Below are 22,361 nucleotides of genomic sequence, written 5' to 3'. Positions count from 1 at the left end.
AAATGCAATAGTAAAAAATATGTCCTAAGCTTGCTTTAAAAAAAGCCGTGGTAATTTAATAAAGAAAATTCCTTCACATTTTCTCCTTATTTAAGGCAATGTCTTATTTTTCTGTTAAATATGATTGGCTTTTATAGTTTTGTCATTGATGATCAAGATCAGATCAATCATTTTAGTTATTCAATGATCGAGTTGAATTTTTTATCCCTTAGCACTTAAGTGACCAGGATATATGCTGTCTAGATTTTTTATTCATCGACCGATTTTTGCAGGTGTTTTAGCCATTATCCTGATGGCTTTTGGGTTTTTTGCAACGCTGAATTTACCGGTAGAGCGCTTTCCTGACATCGCCCCGCCACGGATTAGTGTCAGTGCCAGCTACAATGGTGCTTCAGCAGAAACGGTGGAAGAAAGTGTCACTCAGGTGCTGGAACAGCAAATTAAAGGCATTGATCATCTGCTGTATTTTAGTTCCAGCAGTGATTCATCCGGGCGCAGTCGCATTAACATCAGTTTTGAAAATGGGACTGATCCCGATACTGCACAAGTTCAGGTACAAAATGCAATTAATGGAGTGCTGAACCGTTTACCGGATGAAGTGCAACGTCAGGGAGTGAATGTATTCAAGTCACTGGGTGACACGCACATGGTCATTGGCCTATATGATGCTTCGGGAAAAAGTGACAGCATTGCCTTATCCGACTACATGCAGACCCACCTGGAAGAAGATCTGGCACGTATAGATGGTGTGGGGGAGGTTGATGTCTTTGGTTCGCAATATGCCATGCGCATCTGGCTAAACCCCTTAAAATTAAAACAATACAATTTAATGCCGAGTGATATCCGCGCCGCTATTGAAGCGCAAAATACCCAGGTTGCAGCAGGGGCGGTGGGTGATTTACCGACAGTAGCAGACCAGTATTTAAATGCCAAAGTCACTTCTGGTTCACGTTTAAAAACGGTGCCGGAATTTGAAAATATCATTGTCAAATCTGCGCGTGATGGCAGTTTTATCTATTTAAAAGATGTCGCCCGAATTGAACTGGGGGCAGAAAATTATCAATCCATGAATACCATCAACGGCTTTCCTTCTGCCGGGATGGGCATTTCGCTGGCTTCAGGTGCCAATGCCCTGGCGACTTCAGCACTGATTCAGGCTGAAGTGGATCAGATTTCGAAGCAGCTTCCTGAAGGCTATAAGCTGGTTTATCCGCGTGATAATACGCCATTTGTCAAAGAATCCATTAAGGAAGTGGTGAAAACCCTAGTGGAGGCCGTGTTGCTGGTGATTGTGGTGATGTTCCTGTTCCTGCAAAACTGGCGCGCGACGCTGATTCCAGCAATTACCGTACCGGTGGTCCTGCTGGGCACGATGGCGATATTGTATGTGCTTGGCTTGAGTATCAATACATTAACCCTGTTTGCCTTGGTTTTGGCGATTGGGCTGCTGGTCGATGATGCCATTGTGGTGGTGGAAAATATTGAGCGCCTGATGCATGAGAAAAACCTGACGGCTCAGCAGGCATCGCTTGAATCCATGCAGGAAATTAGTGGGGCATTGGTTGGGATCACGCTGGTACTGACAGCAGTGTTTATTCCGATGGCCTTTTTTAGTGGTTCAACCGGGGTGATTTACCGCCAGTTTTCCATTACTTTAGTTGTCGCTATGGCTTTATCTCTGGCTGTTGCGCTCATTTTAACTCCAGCTTTATGTGCCCTGATTTTAAAGCCCAATCCACAGCCTGCCCAGTGGGCGCTCTGGTTTAACCAAAAGCTGGATGGCTTAAAACGGCGCTATCTTCAATTATCTACCTTAACCCTGCGATATAAAGCCATTTGTTTGCTGCTGTTTGCTGCACTGATCAGTGTTTTTGCCTTGTTTTATCGGGCCTTGCCGACCAGTTTTATTCCTAGTGAAGATCAGGGCATTCTCAATGTGCAGTTTAAGCTGGCAGATGGTGCACCGATGTCGAAAAGTTCCGAAATTGGTGAGCAGATTAGACAATATTTTCTGCAAAATGAAAAAGACAACGTAAATCTGGTGATGGTACGTTATGGTCGTAATATGGCGGGAACGGGACAAAATCTGGGTCAGGGTTTTATTGCCTTAAAACCCTGGGATGAACGTTCAGGCAAAGAAAATTCAGCCCAAGCGATTCGGGAACGCGCCTTAAAGCATTTTAAAAACAATCCGAATGCACAGATTAATGTGACGATGCCGGCTTCGGTCAGTGGTTTAGGCCAGACTGACGGGCTGGATTTCTGGATTCGTGATATCAATGGTCAAGGTCGTGCCTATCTGGATAGCCAGTTTAAGCAATTGCAGCAGCAGGCAAAACAATACAGCAGTTTTGAAAATCTGGATAAGCGTTCAAATCCTGATAAAGCCGGTTTGAAGGTCAATATTGACCAGAAACTGGCGATGGCCAATGGACTGTCACAAACCGCCATTAACAGTACCTTATCGAGTGCATGGGGCGGCAGCTATATCAATGATTTTATTGATCGCGGCCGGATTAAACGGGTGATGATGCAGGGCGATGCCGAATTCCGTTCTAAGCCTGAAGACCTGCAATATTGGTATGTGCGCAATGACTTGAACCAGATGGTGTCCTTTAGCAATTTTGCTACGGTCAGCTGGAGTGGCGGGCCAGATGTAGTGAACCGTTATATGGGCTATACCGCCCTGCAAATGGAAGCAGATACCACAAAGGATGTTAGCTCGGGTGTGGCAATGGGGGATGTTGAACAACTGGTGGCCCAGCACCCGGGTATCGATGTGGCATGGAGCGGTTTGTCCTATGAAGAAAAACGCTCGAGTAATCAGGCTATATTGCTGTATATATTGTCGATTGGCTTTATTTTTCTGTGTCTGGCTGCACTGTACGAAAGCTGGTCTATCCCTACGGCAGTATTAACTGCCATTCCTTTGGGGATTGGCGGCAATATCCTGTTCAGTTATTTTGCCGGTTTTCCAAATGACATTTATTTCCAGATTGCCTTACTCACCACCATTGGCCTGTCCTGTAAAAATGCCATTTTAATTGTCGAATTTGCCGCACTTGCCGAGCAGCAAGGCAGCAGTGTTGTTGAAGCTGCGCTGGAAGGTGCTAGTCTGCGTTTACGCCCGATTCTCATGACGTCGTTGGCCTTTGGTGCAGGGGTAATTCCGCTGGTATTTGCCTTTGGTGCGGGTGCTGCCAGCCGTCAGGAAATCGGGGTCAGCGTGTTAGGTGGGGTGATTTTTGCCACCGTTTTGGTGCTGATTTTTATTCCCTTTATGTATGTGCTGATTCGTACGCTGTTGAAAACCAAACCGAAAACATAATCTGATTAGTTCTATCCTTCAATATTCCTTTAGCGAAAAGAGAATATTGAAGGATTTTCTTGTTATATAAGACTGTTCAATAGTTAAGATATCTTTGTAAATGTCTCAGTCAAATTAGGCTGAGGTAGCTTGATTTCAGCCGGCTTTCACTACATTAATCATATCTATACACAGCATGTAGAAAAGACATGATGCAATCTCGATTATTTAGATCATTATTTTTTGGGAATGTGGCAATGCCAGAGCAACAACAAAAAAAATTGAGCCAACAGGAAGTCGTACGTTTGGAACGCGATTTAGCCAAGTTCGCGAATATGATGGATTCGGTTGTACGGATTCCATTCACCAAACAAGGTGTCGGGGCAGATGCTGCCTTAAGTACCATTCCTGTGGCTGGCGATGTTGCCGGTTTTGCATTGACCTGTTATGCCATCTATAAGGCCAAGCAAATTGGCGTACCGCAAAGTAAACTGACTCCAGTGCTGAGATTGGCCATGATGGATGCTGTGGTTGGTTTTATCCCTGTAGCGGGAACGATTTTTGACGTTTTTATTCGTCCTAGTCGCAAAGCTTTAGCCATTGTGCATGATCATATTCGTGAGGAATATCAGATTCGTAGTGAGTCACATGTCACCCATCCCTTTTTGCATGAACGTCTGGAACAGAAGCAGCAGTCTTCTGCATTTTGGCGTAACCCTGTCGTGGCCTGGATCTGGCTGCATCTTCCTGATTTACTGGGCGTTGTTTTTATCATTTTATTAATTATGGCCATGTGGCTGGGACTTGGCTGGTTATGGCAATGGTGGCAATCACTGAATATTTAAGGTCATGCAAGATCAATCAATCGATGATTTTGCTCTCGATATCGTGTGTATGAGTGGTGTGCATAATTGATTTCAATGACCGTCTATTAGCGGATTTAGCCACAAAAAAGCCTCCATCGTGGAGGCTTTTTATATCCCGTCTATCTAAACAGATTCAGTCTAAACAGATTATGGGCAATTCAACTGTTGTAATGCAGCCACACGTTGTTCAATACTAGGGTGGGTCTGGAACAAAGCAGCCAGGCTGAAACCTTGTTCTTTACCTTCAGCAATAGAGAAAGCTTTCATTTCTTTTGGCATTTGATCCGGCAGTTCTGATTCCGCCTGTAAGCGCAGTAAGGCAGAAATCATCGCCTGTTTACCGGCTAAACGTGCACCGGCTTCATCGGCACGGTATTCACGGTGACGAGAGAACCACATGACGATGGCTGAGGCCAGAATACCAAACACGATATCCAGTACCATGGTAATAGCGAAGTAAGCCAGTCCCGGTGCTTCACCATCTTCGCGACCAAATACATTACGGTCAATAAAGTCACCGACCACACGTGCAAAGAACATGACAAAGGCGTTGACTACACCTTGAATCAAGGCAAGCGTGACCATATCACCATTGGCAACGTGACCAATTTCGTGCGCAAGCACCGCACGAAGTTCATCTTTATTCATGCGTTCGAGCAAGCCTGTTGAAACGGCAACCAATGCATCGTTTTTATTCCAGCCTGTAGCGAAAGCATTGGACTGATAAGATGGGAAAATACCCACTTCTGGCATGTTAATGCCGGCACGTTGCGATAATTGCGCAATTTCTTGTAATAACCATGCTTCAGCCTGGTTACGCGGAGCATTGGGGTCGATCAACTCTGTCCCGGTAGATTTTTTTGCCATCCATTTCGACATAAACAACGAAATGAGAGAGCCAACCATACCAAAGACAAAACAGATGACCATCAGGTTGCCTAGATTTAAGCCACCCGCGCCATGGTAACTACCGACACCGAAGAGTGACAAGATAATGCCAGCTACTACCAGTACCGCGAGGTTGGTTAGCAAGAACAAACCAATCCGCATCATTGAGAAAATCCTCTTATAATAAAAAAATAATCTGATTTATAAATCAAAAATCATCTTTCTAAATATGAGGTGTAAGTCTTAAAAATTCAAGAAAAAATTAATAAAACTCGATAATGGCGCAGTTTGTAAAACAATTTAATTGTCAACAATTGAAATTCTTGCGGAAGCTGTCGCATGTGCCGTGGCATAGGAGCCGGGGGCATCGGTGAAACTGCCATCGGATGCCATGATAATTTGACGCTGTGAACTATAACGACGGGCTGCATGTGATGAAGCGGATTTATTATTGTCGGACTGGGCAACAATTTTGCCGCTATCGGAAGCAGATTTTGTTGAGTTCGAACTATGACCCAAGCCATTGGCATATAAGTTGCTAAAACGGCTGCTCACACGTCTGACATAGTCCTGGGTTTCTCTGAAAGGGGGAATGCCGCCGTATTTGGCGACATTGCCTTCACCCGCATTGTAACTGGCCAGAACCAGTGAGGTATTGCCGTTAAAGCGTTTCATTAACCAGGATAAATATTTTGCTCCACCCATAATATTTTGATAGGGATCAAAGGCATTTGAAACATTAAAACGTCTTGCCGTCGCAGGCATAAGCTGCATCAGGCCCTTGGCACCGACAGGTGAGCGCGCATTGACATTAAAGCCTGATTCAGTATGCATGACTGCTTTAATCAGACCTTCAGATATGCCATGCTGAGACGCGGCCTGTTTAATAATGGAATCGAAAGCATTTTTATTGCGGCTATAACTCGGCAGTACCGAAGCTTCGGATGAACCCCAGTTACTATAACTATGGATATTGCTGTCTGGATAATACGTTTTTTTCTCGACTTTGAGATGGTTGTAACGATTTTTCTTGTTGGTGAGCAAGGTCGTACCATTCGAATCTTTTAATTGATAAATGGTCTGGCCGGCATGACTGGTCGTTGCAACAGATTGAACTGCTACACACCCCAAACAATAAAGTCCAATTTTTACAAAGTTATTTTTCATTTTTATAAATAGAAAACATTTGTTCCAAACAGTACAAGTGGAGTTTAACAAAAAAAAACAAGATGGAAAGTATTACTCCATTAATTTTACCAATAGTTTGTAAAAATCAAGTACCGTTTGTTGAGATAGTAATCAAAAAAAATATTAATTTTTTTTTAATCAGGATAACTTGACACATATAAACAATTGATTTTAAATAATATTTAAATTGATCAAAAAATAATCAATTTAAATAGAAGCCTTAAATAACAGGTCTGACACCTTGTCAAGTGTTTTAAAATCCACAAAGTTATCCACAGGTTTTGTGGACAACTGTGGAAAAGTACAAATGGCAAGCATTGTGGCTAAAAAATGAACTCGTCAGGTCAAAATAAACGTGAGAGTTTTAGATGAAAAGGGTAGTAATAAACAATTTGCAGAAATTACATTCTTTTGGTGCGTGTTCAGACTGAATCGGATAAAATTGCGCGGTATTTTTATTTATGGGTAAATCTCGTCTATGTACTCGCCAGTTGAGTCCGAACAAGGATTTAATTTCAAACCAGAACTGCCCACTAGTTCGGCATATTACCGTTTGTTGAAAAAGCTTCGCCGTCAAGTCGGTCATGCCATTCGTGATTTTAAAATGATCGAAGATGGCGACAAGGTAATGGTCTGTATTTCTGGGGGTAAAGACAGTTATACCTTGCTGGATATTTTGTTGCAATTTAAACGCATTGCACCGATCAACTTTGATGTGGTTGCAGTCAACCTGGATCAAAAGCAGCCGGGTTTCCCTGAAGATGTCTTGCCCCGTTATTTAGAGGAAAATAAAATTCCTTATTATATTCTGGAAAAAGACACTTATAGTATTACTAAAAAACTGACGCCTGAAGGTAAAACCTACTGTGCAGTGTGTTCACGTCTACGTCGTGGTTCATTGTATGGCTTTGCGCAAGAAATTGGCGCGACCAAAGTGGCTTTAGGTCATCACCGTGATGATATTATGGCTACGTTCTTCCTGAACCTGTTTCATGGTGGGAGCTTAAAAGCTATGCCTCCGAAACTGTTGTCATCTGACAAGAAAAATATCCTGATTCGTCCACTGGCTTATGTGGAAGAAAAAGACATCATCAAATATGCAGAAATGCGCCAGTTCCCGATTATTCCATGTAACTTGTGCGGTTCACAGGAAAATTTACAGCGCGCCATGATTAACGACATGCTGCGTGAATGGGATAAGCAGTATCCAAAACGTTTACACAGTATTTTTGGTGCCATGCAAAATGTATCGCCTTCACAACTGGCCGACCGTGAACTGTTTGACTTTGAAGCTTTGGATGCACAACGTGAAATTGATTTCACTGGCAGCTGTTCAACTGAAGAAGAAGGGCAAAGCAAACGGATCAATATGGTTAATTTAGGTTTTGTTGCGGACTAAGCGCATTTTTAGACACCAATTTTAGCATTGGTGTCTAATTTATATAACTTTATATATCTGATTTATTTAATAAATGTATTAAAAACTTAAAAATTGAACGCATCGTACAAAAAACGTTAAGCAGAAAACAATTTTACATGCTATAACAAGCTTCAAGCAAAATAGCTTCACAAAGATGTTGTCTGGATAGGCGACACAAATGCACAAATAAATTGAGGAAAGATCATGCCTGCCTTTTTAACTGATGATTGGTTTTCAACTGTAGAAACATTAACTGCGCAAGCTGGTGATTTAAACTTGCCACCTGCACTGGCAAATTTAGCCATCAACCTGGTGGTGTCTGATGCTCAAGGCAATACAGAATTGTCGCTTGATGGTGGTGCAATCAAAAAAGGTCTATCTTCAAATGCGAAAACCACGTTGAACATGGATGGGGAAACTCTGCGTAAAGTGTTCCTTGAATTTGATATGGCTGCTGCAATGCAAGCCTTCATGACTGGTAAAATCAAGGTTCAAGGCGATATGTCACAATTGATGGCTTTACAAACAGCCAAGCCAAGCCAAGAGCAAAAAGATTTATTCAAAAAAGTGCTTGAGCAAACAGTTTAAGGGCTTTTTGCTTCAGAACTATCGCTTAAGTTATTTTAAGCACAAAAAAGCTTACCCTAGGGTAAGCTTTTTTTATCTGGAAGATATTAAAAGATATTAAATATTTACTAACTCTGAAGTTTTAATATGTTCTAGATAGGCACGAATACGGGTTACATATTGTACCGCTTGACGGTAACGACCATTGCTGGCCTTGTTACGCTCTAAATAACTATACAAGTTAACCCAGTTGTTCGGATTTTTATCTTGAGCCTGAATGCGGTTTTGAATCTGTTCGACTGCCCCCGGTCCCATATTATAGGCAACCAGCGCATACCAGTTACGGTCAGGCAAAGGGACATCTGAAAATCGACTTAACATCTGGTCGTAATATTTCGCACCGCCTTCAATACTTTGTACCGGATCGGTTCGGTTACTGACCCCCATGGCTTTTGCAGTGCTATTGGTCAGCATCATCAATCCGCGAACACCAGTAGGCGAAACGGAATTCGGTTTTAAATACGATTCCTGATAACCAATTGCTGCCAGCAAATGCCAATCTAAATCATATTTTGCTGCGGTATTTTTAAAGCTGGCTTTATAAATCGGCATACGCTGATTTAAGTCACGTTGGATACTATCCCATGAATGTTCTTGTACCACATTCTGATTATAGAACGATGCCAATTGGCGAATTGCACCAGACTGTTTGCCCTGACAGACAAAGCCACTTGCAGTTTGGGCAAGTGGATCATTTGCATGTTTAAAGACCCAGTTCAGGCTGGTATTTAGACCATTCTGTTGCAGGCTGCTTATATCACCACAGGTTGCTGAAAAAGAGGTTAAACGCTTTTGTTCAATTTCACTGATATTTGCAGTGGTCATGGCAAAGTTGGCTTTACCTTGTGAAACCCATTTCAGTGCTGTGGCATTATCAGGTACGGTTTTAAACACCAACTTGACATTCAAGCTGTTGGCATAGTTACGTGCCAGGTCATAACCAAAACCATGCTGGTGCGAGCCATCTTTAAATACTGTGGTTGGGTTTTCAACTGAAACCACGGTGAGCTGTTTACCGCTGACCACAGCATCGTACTGGAATGACTTACTTGCATTGATACTATGGAATGGAAATAACACGGTGCTAAATGCAAGAATTTTTAACGAGAGAGAAGAAGTTAAAGGTTTAAGGCAAAGCCTCGCCCCAGAAGTTGAACTACTGTGCATGTTGTCTCCGCTACAAGTAATTTATGCCCTAAAAGCAGAGGCAAACAGGCCTCAGACTTTTACAAGTTTGATAAATTCAATAAGGGTTGGGCAGTCATGACGTCATTCAAAATGACATAGGATTAAAAGGAGAATCATGTAGAATTTCTACATAGATTAAAAAGTAAGCAAACTAAAAACATGGGCGCATAATAAGGCTGAAAAATATACTTGTCAAATTTTGTACGAAAATTTTTAGAAAAATGTAGCATAACAAATTAATTTTATTGAAGAATTAATTTTATAAACTTTAGTTGTGTGTAAATACGGGATAGAATAGCTCATTCTTGTAAAGAAATTGTAAGCAAAACTTCAAAAATCATCATGAAATCTAACTTAATTACACGTGCTGGACATGACAAATTAGTCGCAGAATTACAATATTTGTGGCACGAAGAGCGACCAGAAATTACCCGGAAAGTGAACTGGGCAGCGAGTCTAGGGGATCGATCGGAAAACGCGGATTACCAATACAACAAGCAAATTTTACGCAAGATTGACCGTCGTGTCCGTTACTTGGGTAAGCGTTTAGAAGAGCTCAAAATTATTGATTTTTCACCTGAGCAAGAGGGCAAAGTATATTTTGGTGCCTGGGTGGATATTGAAAACGAGGACGGTGAGCAAAAAACCTTGCGTATTGTCGGGGTAGATGAAATTTATGATCATCATCCACAGCATATTTCCATTGATTCACCTATGGCACGGGCTTTACTGGGCAAGCAGGTAGATGATGAAGTAAAGGTGCTGACGCCATCGGGTGAAAAACTCTGGTATGTGAATGAAATTCGTTATGAAAAGCCTGAAAATTCAGCAGATTAACAAATTTTGTTTTTATTTTAAGCGGTTGGTAAGAAAAATATAGAAAAGTATTTGCCAAGATGGAATTTTATTTATATTATAGCCGCCATTGGAAGCGTGGCAGAGCGGTTTAATGCACCGGTCTTGAAAACCGACGAGGGTGTGAGTCCTCCGTGAGTTCGAATCTCACCGCTTCCGCCAAATGTCTAAATAAGCCCTTGTTTTTACAAGGGCTTATTTTTTATCTATAGTTTTAGCCCTCAACCTACCCACATTAAAATTTGGATTGAATTGGCTTCATTAAGTTGTATTCGGAAGATAAAGGAATGCAGTTTAAAAAATGCTGTCTAAAGCAAACTATATTTATAATGCCACTACAAGGGTAATTGGGCCGTTTAAGATGGCATGATTTAAATCGTGTGTACTTAAAGACTGGCGTACGGATTGTTCTCGCATAACAGATTCTCGTTTTATGAATTATGTGCCTACAATTGCAATAGGGTTGTCTTAAAATTTTTCAGGTTGCCAGCCGCCACCCAGAGATTTGTAAACTGTTACGGCGGCAAGGGCTGAATCAGTTTGTGCTTGAAGCTTTCTATCTGAAAATTGCAAAGCATTTGAATCTGCTTGTAATACTTCTATTCGACTGTTAATCCTTTTTTATAGGCAATTAGAGCAATTTTCTGTGCATGCTTTAATGCATTTTCTCCATCTTGAAGAGCGATTAACTGCTCTTGTTGTTTGGACAGGGTTGTTAAAGAATTTTCTACATCTTCTGCTGCATGTAAGACGGCTAATTGATAGGTTGCAAGCATTTCAGCTTCTTGCCCTTTAGCTATCTGAGTCTTTAGATCATGAGCTTCGCCAATTTGGAATTCGTGTATCAATTGTTCAGCCTTCATTTACTAAAACCAATTTAGATAAGAATGCACCCGTAGCAAGTTCAAAAATTCCTGAATATGACAATGAGCGCAACTTAGCTACTCATGCCATCTTAAAACAGATTGATCAGGCACCTCAGCCCGATAGTGTTGCTGAGACAATTGTTACAGCGGCACTCAATGATTGGCAAATGCGCCGTACACCATCTGGGCAAGCCTCTTTATTAAGTAAATTGCGTCGATTTATGCCGAGTGGCCCAGTTGATAAAAGTATTAGAAAGACTTTTGGTTTGAGTTAAATTTTAATTTATTTATTTCAATAAATCAGATCTATCAGAAGAGTAAACTGTGTGGTTTTAACCAATCTGCTTTAGATCAAGTGGCCTTACAGGGTTATGGCAATCAGAGGTTTGAGCTAAACTCTGAGGAGGAATTGGATACAGTCGATGATTTTTATTTAAATTCTAAGTCAGTTAGAGGCTAAAAATCGATTAATTTAAACAATATAATGTTTTTATTGAGGATATTTAGCAACGGTTGCAACAGTCGGTACAGGCTTTGAATTAGTCAAAAGGAGGTGATTCACCTCCTTTATTTTTTTGCTTAAAACATATCTATTATTTATACAAATGCAGGAAAATTCTTACTACAATTTATTAATAACAAATGACTATCTCGAGACGCCCTTTTCAATTAGTCAGTATGTATTTTAATCGCTATAATTCGGATAGTCGGTATAACCTTCAGCCCCTCCACCATACAATGTTGCCGGATTTAATTCAGCCAATGGAAGGCCGTGTTTTAAACGTTCAACTAAGTCAGGATTGCTAATAAATAATTTTCCAAAAGCAAATAGGTCAGCTTCGTCAGATTCAAGGTGATCATTCGCAAGTTCTAAATCATAACCATTATTGGCTAAATAGGTCTGCTCAAAACGGTTGCGTATAGCAGAGTAATCGAAAGGTGCTATGTTACGTGGTCCGCCTGTAGCACCTTCAACGACATGCAAATAGACGATACCGAGTTGATTGAGTTGTTCAGTAATGTAATTGTACTGAGGTTGAGGATCACTACAACTTATACCGTTAGCAGGAGATACAGGAGATATACGGACACCTGTTCGATTAGCACCAATTTCACTGACTATAGCTTCAACCACTTCAAGTAATAATCGTGCTCGATTTTCGATAGATCCACCATATATATCAGTACGTTGGTTGGCACCATCTTTTATAAATTGTTCTAGTAAATATCCATTCGCAGCATGAATTTCAACACCATCAAATCCAGCAGTAATGGCATTTGCTGCCGCTTGGCGGAAATCTGAAATAATGGCGGGAATTTCATATAATTCTAATGCTCGGGGTTCAGATACTTCAGTAAATGTATTATTTACAAAAGTCTTTGTGTCTGCCCGAATCGCTGAAGGGGCGACAGGACTTGCCCCATTAGGTTGCAAATCAACATGAGAAATTCGCCCAACATGCCATAATTGAACAAAGATTTTTCCACCCTTTGCATGTACGGCATTTGTTACTTTTCGCCAAGCATCAATTTGTTCAGTCGTGTATAGCCCAGGTGTATCTTGATATCCTTGAGCTTGTGGAGAAACTTGGGTTGCTTCTGTAATAATAAGACCTGCGCTAGCACGCTGAGCATAATAATCAGCAGCAAACTCACTTGGTACAAGTCCTTTCCCTGCGCGGTTGCGTGTGAGTGGAGCCATTACAATACGATTGTTGAGTTCAATGTTGCCTAATTGATAAGAACTAAAAAGAGTTTTATCTGTCATGTTACACCTCTAAATTTAATAATGACGTTGAATCAAAAAATCTGTGTTTTTAAAATTTGTTATGACATTTTTTCAGGAGCATCGAAAATAAGGCATGTCGTTGTCGCATGTGCATATAATTTTCCATCAGGCCCTATTATTCGTCCTTCAGCAGTCGCTGTTTGGCGTCCGACATGGACGATTTTTCCCTCTGCCCGTACAAGAGGGGTCGCATCTGTTAGTGCACGTACCATATTCACTTTGAGTTCAAGCGTGGTATAAGCTTTCCCAGCAGGGAGTGTAGTATGAATAGCGCAAGCAACAGCTGAATCAAGTAAAGTACAAAACCAGCCCCCATGCACACTACCTAATGGATTGTAATGTTTGCGTTGTGGCCGGCCTTGAAAGACTGCAATCCCATATTCCATATGCACAGGAATATAGTCGAGCGTTTCTCCAATTGGAGGTGAGGGAAGCTCACCAGAAAAAATAGCCTCAAAAACTTCTAATCCTGAGCGTTGAGTTAACTCTGATAAGTGCACAGAATCTGGTGGGCCTAGATGCTTAAGAATTTTCTGTTCAGTTTCTTCCCATTCTTTGAGAACGTCATTTACTTCCATAACTATAAGTCCAGTTTGAATACTAAGAATTGAGAATGTCTAATTATAGTTACTAAAATTTAAGCAATAATGGCTTTATGCTTTACATCAATATTTAATATAGGTAATCGCTTTTGATCTGAAGTTGTAATTTGACTGACTGAATCGAGTAGTTGGATTTAATCAGGTGACAATACAACATCAATTGCTCCTAAATTACTTTTTGCTTGTTGTAGAGATTTTGGACCAATAATTGGCACAGTTCCATGTGTAGATGACCAAGCGATTGCCACCTGATCAGCAGATACATTTAATTCAGCAGCAATTGAAAGCACTGCATCTAAAATTGCTGTACGTTGAATCGAATTTTCTTGCTGAAAAACCTTGCCGCCGAAACCCTCTTCACGGCCTTTTTCACCCTTTCGATATTTACCCGTAAGCATTCCTCCACCTAAAGGAGATCATGTCACCATCCCTAATCCTAATGCTTGAGAAGCTGGAATTAAATCGGCTTCAGGCTCACGATAGACCAAACTATGTTGGAATTGTGCCGCTGCAATAGGCACTGTATTTTTAAGTTCTGCAATAGTTGCTGCACGAGATAGTCGCCATGCTGGAAAATTTGATAAACCTGCATAGAGAATCTTTCCGGCACGAGCCAAATCCTCTAGCCCTCTTAGAATTTCTTCGCTCGGTGTAACATTATCAGGATGATGTACCCAGTAAAGATCAATATAATCCGTTTTCAATTTGCGTAGACTTTGCTCAATTGAATAAAGCATTGCTTTTCGGCTATTTCCTTTATGTAGTTGATTTGTATCAAGCGAAGCACCATCCGAAAATTTAGTGGCTAAGACAACCTCGTGGCGAATACCTTGTAATAAGTCACCTAGAATTTGCTCAGATTGTCCAAATTGATAAACATCTGCTGTGTCTATAAAATTGCCGCCTACATCCAGATATGCATCCAATACTAATTTGGCGTCTTCTGGTGAGGAACCATACCCCCAACCTGTGCCAAAGTTACCAGTCCCTAAAGCAATTTGTGAAACATTTAAACCTGTTTGACCAAATAATTGATAATTCATATTTATCTCCACTTTTATTCAGAAATTTTTAAAACGATTTTTCCTTTTGCCCGTCCAGTATTTACATAGTGGAAAGCATCTTTAATCTCGCTAAATGTATAAGTATTATCGACCACGGGGTTTATTTTCCCAGACTCGACTAATTTTGAAATTTCAGATAACTGTTGACCATTCGGCTGCATAAACAGAAATGAATAGGAAATATCGCGTTTTTTTGCTTTATGCCGGATTGACCAACTTAAAAGCGGAATAACACATTTTAGAAACCAGTTTGGATTAACTGCCTCTGCAAAAGCATGATCGGGAGGTCCTGAAATACTAATAAGACGACCACCGCGTTTAAGAATGTTCAGTGATTTTTCTAAGGTTTTCCCGCCTTGGGTATCTAAAACTACGTCGTAGTCTTTAAGTTCTTGCTCAAAATCAGTCGTTTTGTAGTCAATGATCGTATCTGCACCTAATGCTTTGACCCAAGGAATATTTTTCTCACTTGTCGTGGTTGCAACAGTTGCGCCTAAATGTTTGGCAAGCTGAATCGCAATTGACCCGACACCACCTGAACCAGCATGAATTAATACTTTTTGTCCTGCTTTAACTTTCGCAATTTCGACCAAGGCTTGCCATGCAGTCAAGGAAACAAGCGGGAGAGATGCTGCAAGTTCCATAGAAATATTTTGTGGCTTAAGCGCTAGTGATGACTGTTGAACGACAGTGTATTCGGCAAAGGCACCATTCAGATCGGTCTTGGCATAGACTTCATCTCCGACTTTAAATTGCGACACCTTCGAGCCTACCTCTACGACAGTACCTGCAAAGTCATTGCCTAAGATGAAAGGAAATCGGACGGGCAGAATTGCTTTAAATTCACCTTCTAAAACTCTTAAGTCGAGTGGGTTAATACTGGCTGCATGCACTTTAACAAGAACCGCATTTTCGGTTAGAGATGGTTTAGGTTGTTCATCAATTTGTACATCATTAATATTGCCGTAGCGGGTTATATAAGCTGCTTTCATTTGGAACCTCTATTATTTTGAACTTTTTAATCTTTTAGATTTTGGTTCTGTACTACACATTCATGCTTCGCTGAATTAACTTGTCAAAGACTTTTACAGGAGCAAAGCGTCGAAGGGCTTTTAAGTTTTTTGCAGTTTTACCTGTTGTATAGCGTGGTAAAATATGTTGACTCTCAATGACATTTAAAATGGTATGGGCAACCACACTTGGGTCATCTGACTTATTAATTGAATGAATCATTTGTTTGTGTAGCTTTTCACGTGCTTCATCGTAAAAAGAAACTTTATTGTCTGCTTCAAGTAAGTTTAATCCTAAAGAAGTATTGGTATAAGCAGGTTCAATCAGAGATACACGAATGCCTTGTGATCTTAACTCGTGGTCTAAAGATTCAGAATAACCTTCCAGTGCATGTTTAGACGCAGAATAAAGAGCGCCAAAAGGCATAGGCACAAGTCCAAGAATCGAACTGATATTTAAAATAAGTCCTGAGTTTTTCTGACGCATGTGTGGAATAACTGCGCGAGTCATTCGAACGGCACCGAAAAAGTTAGTATCAAAAATAGCCTGTGCTTGTTGCATTGAACTTTCTTCAGCACCAGCGGGTGATATTGCAAACCCAGCATTATTAATTAAGACATCAATTCGGCCTTCATTGGCAATCACTTTTTCAATGGCGTGAGTGACGGAGTCGTCTTGATTTACATCTAACTCAATCAGATGAAATTTATAGTTTGATGAGTTTTTTGCTTGTCGGCTTGTGCCATAAACAATAAATCCTGCCTCATGTAAAAGGTCTGCGGTTGCTAAGCCAATACCCGATGATGCGCCTGTAATGAGAACTACTTTACTCGTCATACAAAATTTCTCACTTGTAATATGTTGGTAATTGGATAACCAATTTCACCTTGATGTTTTGATCATAATCTAAAATTAAAATAGTTACTACTAAAAATATAGTGACAATATATTTTTGCCTGTGTATAGTTAGTATTAAATCGATACCAACTCTGTTTTTTATCTTTTCTCCCTTTAAAAGATCACTCATAAAAAACAGATGAATCAGATCAATGAATTAAATTTGAGGATTAGAGAAATGAAGTTTTTATTAAATACAGTTGCTATGAGTTTGACGGCGATATCTATGTTTAGTGCTCCCTTAACTCAGGCAGAGGTTGTGCCATTGGTTTCTTTTAGTGAACCATCAATTCAGGCACATAAAGTGTTATCAAGTGCTGTTAGCAATCCGCAAGCAGGGCAAAATGCTCAACAAGATACGAATTGGAAGAATGTACCGACTCAATTCATTCGTGCAGGTGGCGTTAACTTCGCTTACCGAGAATATGGTCAACAAAACTGTGGAACGCCTATCATTTTCTTAAATCACTTGGCAGCTGTTCTAGATAATTGGGACCCACGAATTATTGATGGAATTGCGGCTAAACATCATGTGGTGGTGTTTGATAATCGTGGGGTCGGTGCTTCTACAGGTAAACCAGCTCAGTCAATTGAGCAAATGGCAGACGATGCGATTGCTTTCATTCAAGCAAAAGGCTTTAAGCAAGTTGATTTATTTGGCTTCTCGATGGGCGGTATGATTTCACAAGAGATTGCTTTGAAGCAGCCGAATTTAGTTCGAAAAATGATTTTGTCGGGAACTGGCCCTGCGGGAGGTACAGGCATTAGTACCGTAGGGCGAATTTCTAATTGGGATTTAGTCCGTGGAATGGCTACCGGTCAAGACCCTAAGGTTTATCTTTTCTTCACACGTACAGAAAATGGTAAAGCTGCTGCAAAACAGTTTATTCAACGTATTAACGAACGTACCGAAAACCGCGATAAAGAAATCACCATTTCTGCCTATCGTGCTCAGCTTAAAGCACTCAAAAAATGGGGCAGTAAGAAACCTTCCGACCTTTCTGTGATTCAACAACCTGTCTTAGTTGCTAATGGTGATCATGACCGAATGGTTCCAACCGTGAACACCTATGATTTGGCAAAGCGCTTGCCGAATAGCGCTCTCGTTCTCTACCCAGATGCAGGCCATGGTGGAATTTTTCAGTTCCATGAAGATTTTGTAAAACAGTCACTTACATTCTTAAATAAATAAGAACTTAAATTTAGGACAATGACGATGACAACAATTACACACCAAACAGCCGAGACCCAATTCATTGAAGTAGATGGAGCAAAATTTGCCTATCGTCGATGGGGTAACTCAAACACAGGGCAACCACCGCTATTTTTTATTCAGCACTTTCGAGGTGGTTTAGATAATTGGGACCCAATTATTACTAATGGTTTGGCACAAGGGCGTGAAGTCATTTTGTTTAATGGCCGAGGCATTGCTTCATCTACAGGTCAGCCTCGTACTCGTATTGAAGATATGGCCGATGATGCAGCCGCAGTCATTCGTGCATTGGGCTTAAAACAAGTTGATTTATTAGGCTTTTCACTCGGCGGGTTTCAGGCACAAGATTTAGTACGCCGTCATCCCGAACTTGTAAGAAAGCTGATGCTTTTAGGTACAGGGCCAAGAGGCGGTAAACCACGAGGTGACGACCCAGAAGTGGCTGCATTGGTATTGAAACATGCAACAACTGCTGTGCCTTCCGAAGAAGACTTTCTCTTTTTATTTTTTGGCCGATCAGCAAAAGCAATTCAAGCGGGTCGTGAATTTTGGCAACGTCGCCATGAACGCAAAGATCAAGATATACCAAGCTCAGTTGAAGTCATGCAGGCACAGATAGAAGCCAATATGCATTTTTTAGCTAAGCTTGATGAACAAGACCCATTTGCGCATTTACGTGAGATTAAACAACCAACTTTCATTTTAAATGGTGTTGATGATGTGATGATTCCGACCATCAATGCCTATCACATGGCACTTAACATTCCAAACGCGCAGCTATTTATCTATCCAGACGCAGGACATGGCGCTCAATTTCAATACCCTGAACGCTTTGTAAAGCATGCAATCCAGTTTTTAGATGAATAAATGCTTTTGAGTTCTGTCCAGTTAATTTGATGAATCAAGAAGACAAAAAATGATGAAATTTAAATTGTTGCTGTGGATGCTCACCAAGCTCATGCAGCGTGCGGTAAAAAAGAATCCGAAATGTGCGGCTTATGTGAATGACAAAAATGTCACCTTTCAGATTCAGACGGCAAGTGGTGAAGGGCGCTATTTTGAAGTCAAGAATGGCAAGATTAACTCTTACTCTGGGCTAACCAAGTCACCTAGTTTTATCTTTACATTTAAGACTGCAAGTAAAGGATTCGCCGTATTGTCTGCTAAAGACAGCGTGAATACGTTTTTAACTGCACTTAAAACACAAGACCTTGTCATTAGCGGAAATTTTGTGGATGTGATGTGGTTTCAAAGTTTAGTGGACTTTATTCAACCTCATTCAAAACCATCTTGAACTGTGTGAGAGAAGACCATGACTCAACTACAATTAGAAACCAATCTCTTGAATCAGCCTTTAACGTTGCCAAATGGCTTTAGCATTCCAAACCGTTTAGCAAAGGCTGCAACCAGTGAAACTTTAGCCACCTATTCAAATAATCCAACCGAAAAACATGTGCGGTTATATCAGCGCTGGGCTGCATCAGGAATTGGGATGATCATCAGTGGCAACATTATGATTGACCGACGTGCCTTAGGTGAGGCGGGTAATGTGGTAGTCGAGGATGAGCGTGATTTTGCGATTTTGCAAAAATGGGCAAAATCCGTGACCGTGCAAGGTTCTCAATTGTGGGCACAGTTAAATCATCCAGGGAAACAATCAACCAAAGGATTAAATGTCCGTACTATTTCTGCATCGGCAGTGCCATTTGGGCCAGAAATGCAATCTTTATTTGCGACGCCTGATGAAGCCACACATACAGAGATTATCGATATTATTCAGCGTTTTGGTCGTAGCGCAGCGATCTGTAAAAAGGCTGGATTTAGTGGCGTTGAGATTCATGCTGCACATGGTTATCTGATTAATCAGTTTTTATCGCCTTTACATAATTTAAGAAATGATGAGTGGGGCGGTACACCTGAAAAACGCCATCGTTTTTTAATGGAAGTATATGCAGAAATCCGCAAACAAGTCGGTAAAGAGTTTCCGATTGCGATTAAGCTAAATTCGGCAGACTTTCAAAAAGGCGGCTTTACCGAACAGGACTCCTTAGAAACCATTCAGGCTTTAGCAGATGCAGGCATTGACCTTATAGAAATATCAGGCGGTACTTATGAATCTGGCGTAGCCAAAGCGCCACAAAAAGCTTCGACTATTGCCCGTGAAGCTTTCTTTATTGATTTCGCAGAAAAGGTAAGAAAACTTGTAAAAACTCCACTCATGGTTACAGGTGGTTTTCGGACCGTAGAAGGCATGAACCAAGCTTTGCAGTCTCAAGCGTGTGATGTTATTGGGATTGCGAGAATTATGGCGATTGAACCTGATGTACCTAAATATTTGCTGGCAGGTAAAAATGGTCTTCAGTCGGTGCATCCAATCAAAACAGGCATTAAGAAGGTCGATAGTCTAGGTATTATGGAAGTACTTTGGTACACCCAACAATTAAAACGTATGGGTAAAGCTAAAGAACCAAAACCTCATGAAAGTGGTTTATGGGCATTTATTAAATCGATTTTACGTAGTGGTTGGGGAACGTATGCAACCCAACGGGCACGGGCAAAATAACCGATTTAATTTATATGAGCCCAATAAAAAGCACTCTAATTGAGTGCTTTTTATTTAAAATTTTATTCGGTTTTTTGGCGAATAGGGCGAGTACCAATTTCGGCACCAGTGATTTGATCAATCACAATCGGCTTAATTTCAGTGCCTTGTTCTGCATCCAGAAAAGTCACCATTTTTTCAGGATTTTGAAACGGTTTATGCTTACGTCCCCAAGCTCCAATCACAAATAAAGCTGGTAAAAAATCTTGACCCGCTTGAGTTAATAGATACTCTTCACGCGGCGGATGTTCAGAATATTGTCTCTTTTCGAGTAAGCCTTCCTCTACTAAAACAGACAAACGTTTAGTTAGCATGGTTGGTGCAATACCTAAACTTTTACGGAACTGATCAAAACGTGTAAAACCCGCATGAGCATCACGTAAAATCAACATACTCCACGCATCGCCTAGAACAGAAAGACTTCTAGCGATTGGGCAGACTTCAAGATTGCTATTTTTACTCATATCCGAATTAATAAATCCAATAGTAACTACTAAAATAATACTAACATAAGGTGCTAAGCTAAGCCAGTTTGAATGCTTAACATAGGAGAATCCTTTTGTTTCCCAAGTCAGTTCTGAACTATGTCTGTACTAGGCTGATTTTCTAATAATTTGGATAAATTATTTTCAAGCCAAGTAGTTAAATCAAAGAGTCGTTCAGCAGCCTCTCGTCCAAACTCTGTTAATTGATAATCTACACGAGGCGGTATTTCTGCATAATCCTGACGTAAGATAAAACCATCTTTCTCAAGCGTTTTTAAGGTTTGAGCCAACATCTTTTCACTAATGCCATCAATTATTTTTTTTAATTCATTAAAACGCAGACGTTGGTCTCTAAGCGCAACTAAAATCAAGACGCTCCAACGACTAGTCAGTGTTAACAAAATTTTTCGAGACGGACAATCTGCTGAAAAAACGTATCCTTTCATCGCATAACACCTTAATTACAAAATTTTACATTTTTTTAAACTTACCTTTAGGTAAGTACTTACTTTTAGTTAGGTATGGTACTAGGATGATTAAATTATATCAACTACATCAGATGGAGTTCATCATGCGTATTGCAGTTACTGGTGCATCAGGTCAGCTCGGCCAACTTATTATTTCTCAATTACTCGAACGAACTGAGGCAAAAAATATTGTGGCATTAGTGCGTAATCCAGAAAAAGCATCAGAACTAAGTTCAAAAGGGATCGAAGTCCGTGCTTTTGATTATGGACATGATGTAGATAAACTTTCAGCTCAATTGGCAGGTGTCGATCGGCTTTTATTAATTTCATCGAGTGAAATTGGTCAACGGACAGTACAACACCAGAATGTTATTCATGCAGCAAAACTTGCAAACGTAAAATTTATTGCTTATACGAGTTTATTAAAAGCAGATACATCACCGCTTTTATTGGCACAAGAGCATGTTGAGACTGAACAATATTTAAAAGCAGCGAATATTCCACATACACTACTACGTAATAGCTGGTACAGCGAAAACTATGCAATGGGACTTGCACAAGCAGTTGAGCAGGGCAAAATTTTCGGGGCAACGCATCACGGCAAAATTGCTTCTGCTTCACGTTTAGATTATGCAACAGCTGCTGCTGTAATATTAACTCAAGAAGGGCATGAAAATAAAGTTTATGAACTTGCTGGTGATACAAGTTACAGCCTTGATGACGTAGCAAAATGGACAAGTGAAATCAGTAAAAAAGATGTAACTTACCAAGATTTATCGGAAGACGAATATAAAGCGCTCTTGATACAAGTGGGTTTACCAGAAGGTTTTGCGAGTATATTAGCGAACTCAGATGAAGGCGTATCTAAAGACGCTTTATATAGTGATAGCAAAGACCTACATCAGCTAATTGGTCGTGCTACTACAAGTATGCAAGAAACTATTAAAGAATTTTTATCTTAAGTTGGCGCTATAATTCGTATCTAAAAAAGGCTTAAATTCTTATGATTTAGGTCTTTAAACATTG

19 protein-coding genes, 1 tRNA gene and 3 pseudogenes are annotated in these 22,361 nt (G+C 40.5%); 12 read left to right on the top strand and 11 right to left on the bottom strand.

The features are described 5' to 3' along the window. Positions 1-232: 232 nt before the first annotated feature. Positions 233-3,328 carry a multidrug efflux RND transporter permease subunit gene (locus GTU69_RS01965; protein ID WP_166167445.1) on the top strand — a complete coding sequence of 1,032 codons (3,096 nt, stop codon included), beginning with the start codon at positions 233-235 and terminating at the stop codon, positions 3,326-3,328. A gap of 236 nt (positions 3,329-3,564) precedes the next feature. Next, on the top strand, positions 3,565-4,152 hold the full coding sequence (locus GTU69_RS01960; RefSeq protein WP_166167442.1) for a DUF4112 domain-containing protein: 588 nt from the start codon (positions 3,565-3,567) through the stop codon (positions 4,150-4,152). A 168-nt stretch (positions 4,153-4,320) separates the two neighbouring features. Here GTU69_RS01960 and htpX read toward each other — a convergent pair whose 3' ends face one another. Continuing rightward, complete coding sequence (htpX, locus tag GTU69_RS01955) at positions 4,321-5,226, bottom strand: protease HtpX (protein WP_166167439.1); 906 nt, start codon at positions 5,224-5,226, stop codon at positions 4,321-4,323. A 135-nt stretch (positions 5,227-5,361) separates the two neighbouring features. After that, on the bottom strand, positions 5,362-6,228 hold the full coding sequence (locus GTU69_RS01950) for a lytic transglycosylase domain-containing protein (RefSeq protein WP_166167436.1): 867 nt from the start codon (positions 6,226-6,228) through the stop codon (positions 5,362-5,364). Between the two features lie 499 nt (positions 6,229-6,727). On the opposite strand from GTU69_RS01950, the gene ttcA reads away from it, so the two are divergent. Next, complete coding sequence (ttcA, locus tag GTU69_RS01945; protein WP_086196257.1) at positions 6,728-7,648, top strand: tRNA 2-thiocytidine(32) synthetase TtcA; 921 nt, start codon at positions 6,728-6,730, stop codon at positions 7,646-7,648. Between the two features lie 225 nt (positions 7,649-7,873). Further along, positions 7,874-8,257: an SCP2 sterol-binding domain-containing protein gene (locus GTU69_RS01940; RefSeq protein ID WP_086196256.1), complete on the top strand. Its 384-nt coding sequence runs from the start codon at positions 7,874-7,876 to the stop codon at positions 8,255-8,257. Between the two features lie 96 nt (positions 8,258-8,353). Here the strand turns inward: GTU69_RS01940 and GTU69_RS01935 are convergent, their stop codons facing one another. Further along, the gene (locus GTU69_RS01935; RefSeq protein WP_166167433.1) at positions 8,354-9,463 is read right to left on the bottom strand and encodes a transglycosylase SLT domain-containing protein; all 1,110 of its coding nucleotides are present in this window, start codon (positions 9,461-9,463) and stop codon (positions 8,354-8,356) included. 363 nt (positions 9,464-9,826) lie between these two features. Between GTU69_RS01935 and greB the strand changes: the two genes are divergently transcribed. After that, complete coding sequence (greB, locus tag GTU69_RS01930) at positions 9,827-10,321, top strand: transcription elongation factor GreB (protein WP_166167429.1); 495 nt, start codon at positions 9,827-9,829, stop codon at positions 10,319-10,321. A 90-nt stretch (positions 10,322-10,411) separates the two neighbouring features. Next, positions 10,412-10,501, top strand: a tRNA-Ser gene (locus GTU69_RS01925). A gap of 306 nt (positions 10,502-10,807) precedes the next feature. Here the strand turns inward: GTU69_RS01925 and GTU69_RS17365 are convergent. Continuing rightward, positions 10,808-11,142: pseudogene (locus tag GTU69_RS17365) on the bottom strand (TolC family protein); the annotation flags it as partial. Between GTU69_RS17365 and GTU69_RS17360 the strand changes: the two are divergent. After that, positions 11,136-11,480 (top strand): annotated as a pseudogene (locus GTU69_RS17360) (short-chain dehydrogenase/reductase); the annotation flags it as partial. The pseudogenes GTU69_RS17365 and GTU69_RS17360 sit on opposite strands and share 7 nt — an antisense overlap. A gap of 410 nt (positions 11,481-11,890) precedes the next feature. On the opposite strand, the gene GTU69_RS01905 reads toward GTU69_RS17360, so the two are convergent. From GTU69_RS01905 to GTU69_RS01885, 5 genes and pseudogenes are all read right to left on the bottom strand, one after another. Next, entirely contained in the window at positions 11,891-12,973 is a 1,083-nt protein-coding gene (locus tag GTU69_RS01905; protein WP_166167426.1) for an alkene reductase, read from the bottom strand. Positions 12,974-13,032: 59 nt separating this feature from the next. Next, entirely contained in the window at positions 13,033-13,572 is a 540-nt protein-coding gene (locus GTU69_RS01900; protein ID WP_166167423.1) for a PaaI family thioesterase, read from the bottom strand. A gap of 158 nt (positions 13,573-13,730) precedes the next feature. Further along, a pseudogene (locus tag GTU69_RS01895) lies at positions 13,731-14,639 on the bottom strand (aldo/keto reductase). Positions 14,640-14,653: 14 nt separating this feature from the next. Next, positions 14,654-15,652, bottom strand: coding sequence for an NADP-dependent oxidoreductase (locus GTU69_RS01890; RefSeq protein ID WP_166167420.1), 999 nt, complete (start codon positions 15,650-15,652; stop codon positions 14,654-14,656). 52 nt (positions 15,653-15,704) lie between these two features. Next, positions 15,705-16,508, bottom strand: coding sequence for an oxidoreductase (locus GTU69_RS01885; RefSeq protein WP_166167416.1), 804 nt, complete (start codon positions 16,506-16,508; stop codon positions 15,705-15,707). Positions 16,509-16,746: 238 nt separating this feature from the next. Here GTU69_RS01885 and GTU69_RS01880 point away from each other — a divergent pair, with 238 nt between their 5' ends. Genes GTU69_RS01880 through GTU69_RS01865 form a run of 4 tightly spaced genes read left to right on the top strand, consistent with a single transcriptional unit; the run spans position 16,747 to position 20,344 of the window. Then, entirely contained in the window at positions 16,747-17,760 is a 1,014-nt protein-coding gene (locus GTU69_RS01880) for an alpha/beta hydrolase (protein ID WP_166167413.1), read from the top strand. A gap of 24 nt (positions 17,761-17,784) precedes the next feature. Then, entirely contained in the window at positions 17,785-18,648 is an 864-nt protein-coding gene (locus GTU69_RS01875) for an alpha/beta hydrolase (RefSeq protein WP_166167410.1), read from the top strand. A gap of 49 nt (positions 18,649-18,697) precedes the next feature. Then, on the top strand, positions 18,698-19,075 hold the full coding sequence (locus tag GTU69_RS01870; RefSeq protein WP_166167407.1) for a helicase: 378 nt from the start codon (positions 18,698-18,700) through the stop codon (positions 19,073-19,075). Positions 19,076-19,093: 18 nt separating this feature from the next. After that, entirely contained in the window at positions 19,094-20,344 is a 1,251-nt protein-coding gene (locus tag GTU69_RS01865) for an NADH:flavin oxidoreductase/NADH oxidase family protein (RefSeq protein WP_166167404.1), read from the top strand. Positions 20,345-20,406: 62 nt separating this feature from the next. Here the strand turns inward: GTU69_RS01865 and GTU69_RS01860 are convergent, their stop codons facing one another. Further along, positions 20,407-20,847 (bottom strand): helix-turn-helix domain-containing protein, encoded by a 441-nt coding sequence (locus GTU69_RS01860; RefSeq protein ID WP_166167400.1) that lies wholly within the window; start codon positions 20,845-20,847, stop codon positions 20,407-20,409. Between the two features lie 107 nt (positions 20,848-20,954). After that, entirely contained in the window at positions 20,955-21,314 is a 360-nt protein-coding gene (locus tag GTU69_RS01855; protein WP_166167397.1) for a helix-turn-helix domain-containing protein, read from the bottom strand. 125 nt (positions 21,315-21,439) lie between these two features. Here GTU69_RS01855 and GTU69_RS01850 point away from each other — a divergent pair, with 125 nt between their 5' ends. Then, complete coding sequence (locus GTU69_RS01850; RefSeq protein WP_205683421.1) at positions 21,440-22,297, top strand: SDR family oxidoreductase; 858 nt, start codon at positions 21,440-21,442, stop codon at positions 22,295-22,297. The last annotated feature ends 64 nt before the right edge of the window (positions 22,298-22,361 follow it).

This window comes from Acinetobacter sp. SA01 (assembly GCF_011319235.1).
Classification (GTDB): Bacteria; Pseudomonadota; Gammaproteobacteria; order Pseudomonadales; family Moraxellaceae; genus Acinetobacter.
Note: the sequence above shows the minus strand (reverse complement) of the source record. Positions and strands in the feature narration are given on the sequence as shown.

What these genes read in the sequence shown, in the direction of transcription:
- GTU69_RS01935 (WP_166167433.1), bottom strand. Translation starts at nt 9,463, where the DNA reads ATGCACAGTAGTTCAACTTCTGGGGCGAGGCTTTGCCTTAAACCTTTA.
- GTU69_RS01870 (WP_166167407.1), top strand. Translation starts at nt 18,698, where the DNA reads ATGATGAAATTTAAATTGTTGCTGTGGATGCTCACCAAGCTCATGCAG.
- GTU69_RS01885 (WP_166167416.1), bottom strand. Translation starts at nt 16,508, where the DNA reads ATGACGAGTAAAGTAGTTCTCATTACAGGCGCATCATCGGGTATTGGC.
- GTU69_RS01950 (WP_166167436.1), bottom strand. Translation starts at nt 6,228, where the DNA reads ATGAAAAATAACTTTGTAAAAATTGGACTTTATTGTTTGGGGTGTGTA.
- GTU69_RS01880 (WP_166167413.1), top strand. Translation starts at nt 16,747, where the DNA reads ATGAAGTTTTTATTAAATACAGTTGCTATGAGTTTGACGGCGATATCT.
- GTU69_RS01875 (WP_166167410.1), top strand. Translation starts at nt 17,785, where the DNA reads ATGACAACAATTACACACCAAACAGCCGAGACCCAATTCATTGAAGTA.
- GTU69_RS01860 (WP_166167400.1), bottom strand. Translation starts at nt 20,847, where the DNA reads ATGAGTAAAAATAGCAATCTTGAAGTCTGCCCAATCGCTAGAAGTCTT.
- GTU69_RS01965 (WP_166167445.1), top strand. Translation starts at nt 233, where the DNA reads ATGCTGTCTAGATTTTTTATTCATCGACCGATTTTTGCAGGTGTTTTA.
- GTU69_RS01865 (WP_166167404.1), top strand. Translation starts at nt 19,094, where the DNA reads ATGACTCAACTACAATTAGAAACCAATCTCTTGAATCAGCCTTTAACG.
- GTU69_RS01940 (WP_086196256.1), top strand. Translation starts at nt 7,874, where the DNA reads ATGCCTGCCTTTTTAACTGATGATTGGTTTTCAACTGTAGAAACATTA.
- GTU69_RS01890 (WP_166167420.1), bottom strand. Translation starts at nt 15,652, where the DNA reads ATGAAAGCAGCTTATATAACCCGCTACGGCAATATTAATGATGTACAA.
- GTU69_RS01850 (WP_205683421.1), top strand. Translation starts at nt 21,440, where the DNA reads ATGCGTATTGCAGTTACTGGTGCATCAGGTCAGCTCGGCCAACTTATT.
- htpX (WP_166167439.1), bottom strand. Translation starts at nt 5,226, where the DNA reads ATGATGCGGATTGGTTTGTTCTTGCTAACCAACCTCGCGGTACTGGTA.
- greB (WP_166167429.1), top strand. Translation starts at nt 9,827, where the DNA reads ATGAAATCTAACTTAATTACACGTGCTGGACATGACAAATTAGTCGCA.
- GTU69_RS01855 (WP_166167397.1), bottom strand. Translation starts at nt 21,314, where the DNA reads ATGAAAGGATACGTTTTTTCAGCAGATTGTCCGTCTCGAAAAATTTTG.
- ttcA (WP_086196257.1), top strand. Translation starts at nt 6,728, where the DNA reads ATGTACTCGCCAGTTGAGTCCGAACAAGGATTTAATTTCAAACCAGAA.
- GTU69_RS01905 (WP_166167426.1), bottom strand. Translation starts at nt 12,973, where the DNA reads ATGACAGATAAAACTCTTTTTAGTTCTTATCAATTAGGCAACATTGAA.
- GTU69_RS01900 (WP_166167423.1), bottom strand. Translation starts at nt 13,572, where the DNA reads ATGGAAGTAAATGACGTTCTCAAAGAATGGGAAGAAACTGAACAGAAA.
- GTU69_RS01960 (WP_166167442.1), top strand. Translation starts at nt 3,565, where the DNA reads ATGCCAGAGCAACAACAAAAAAAATTGAGCCAACAGGAAGTCGTACGT.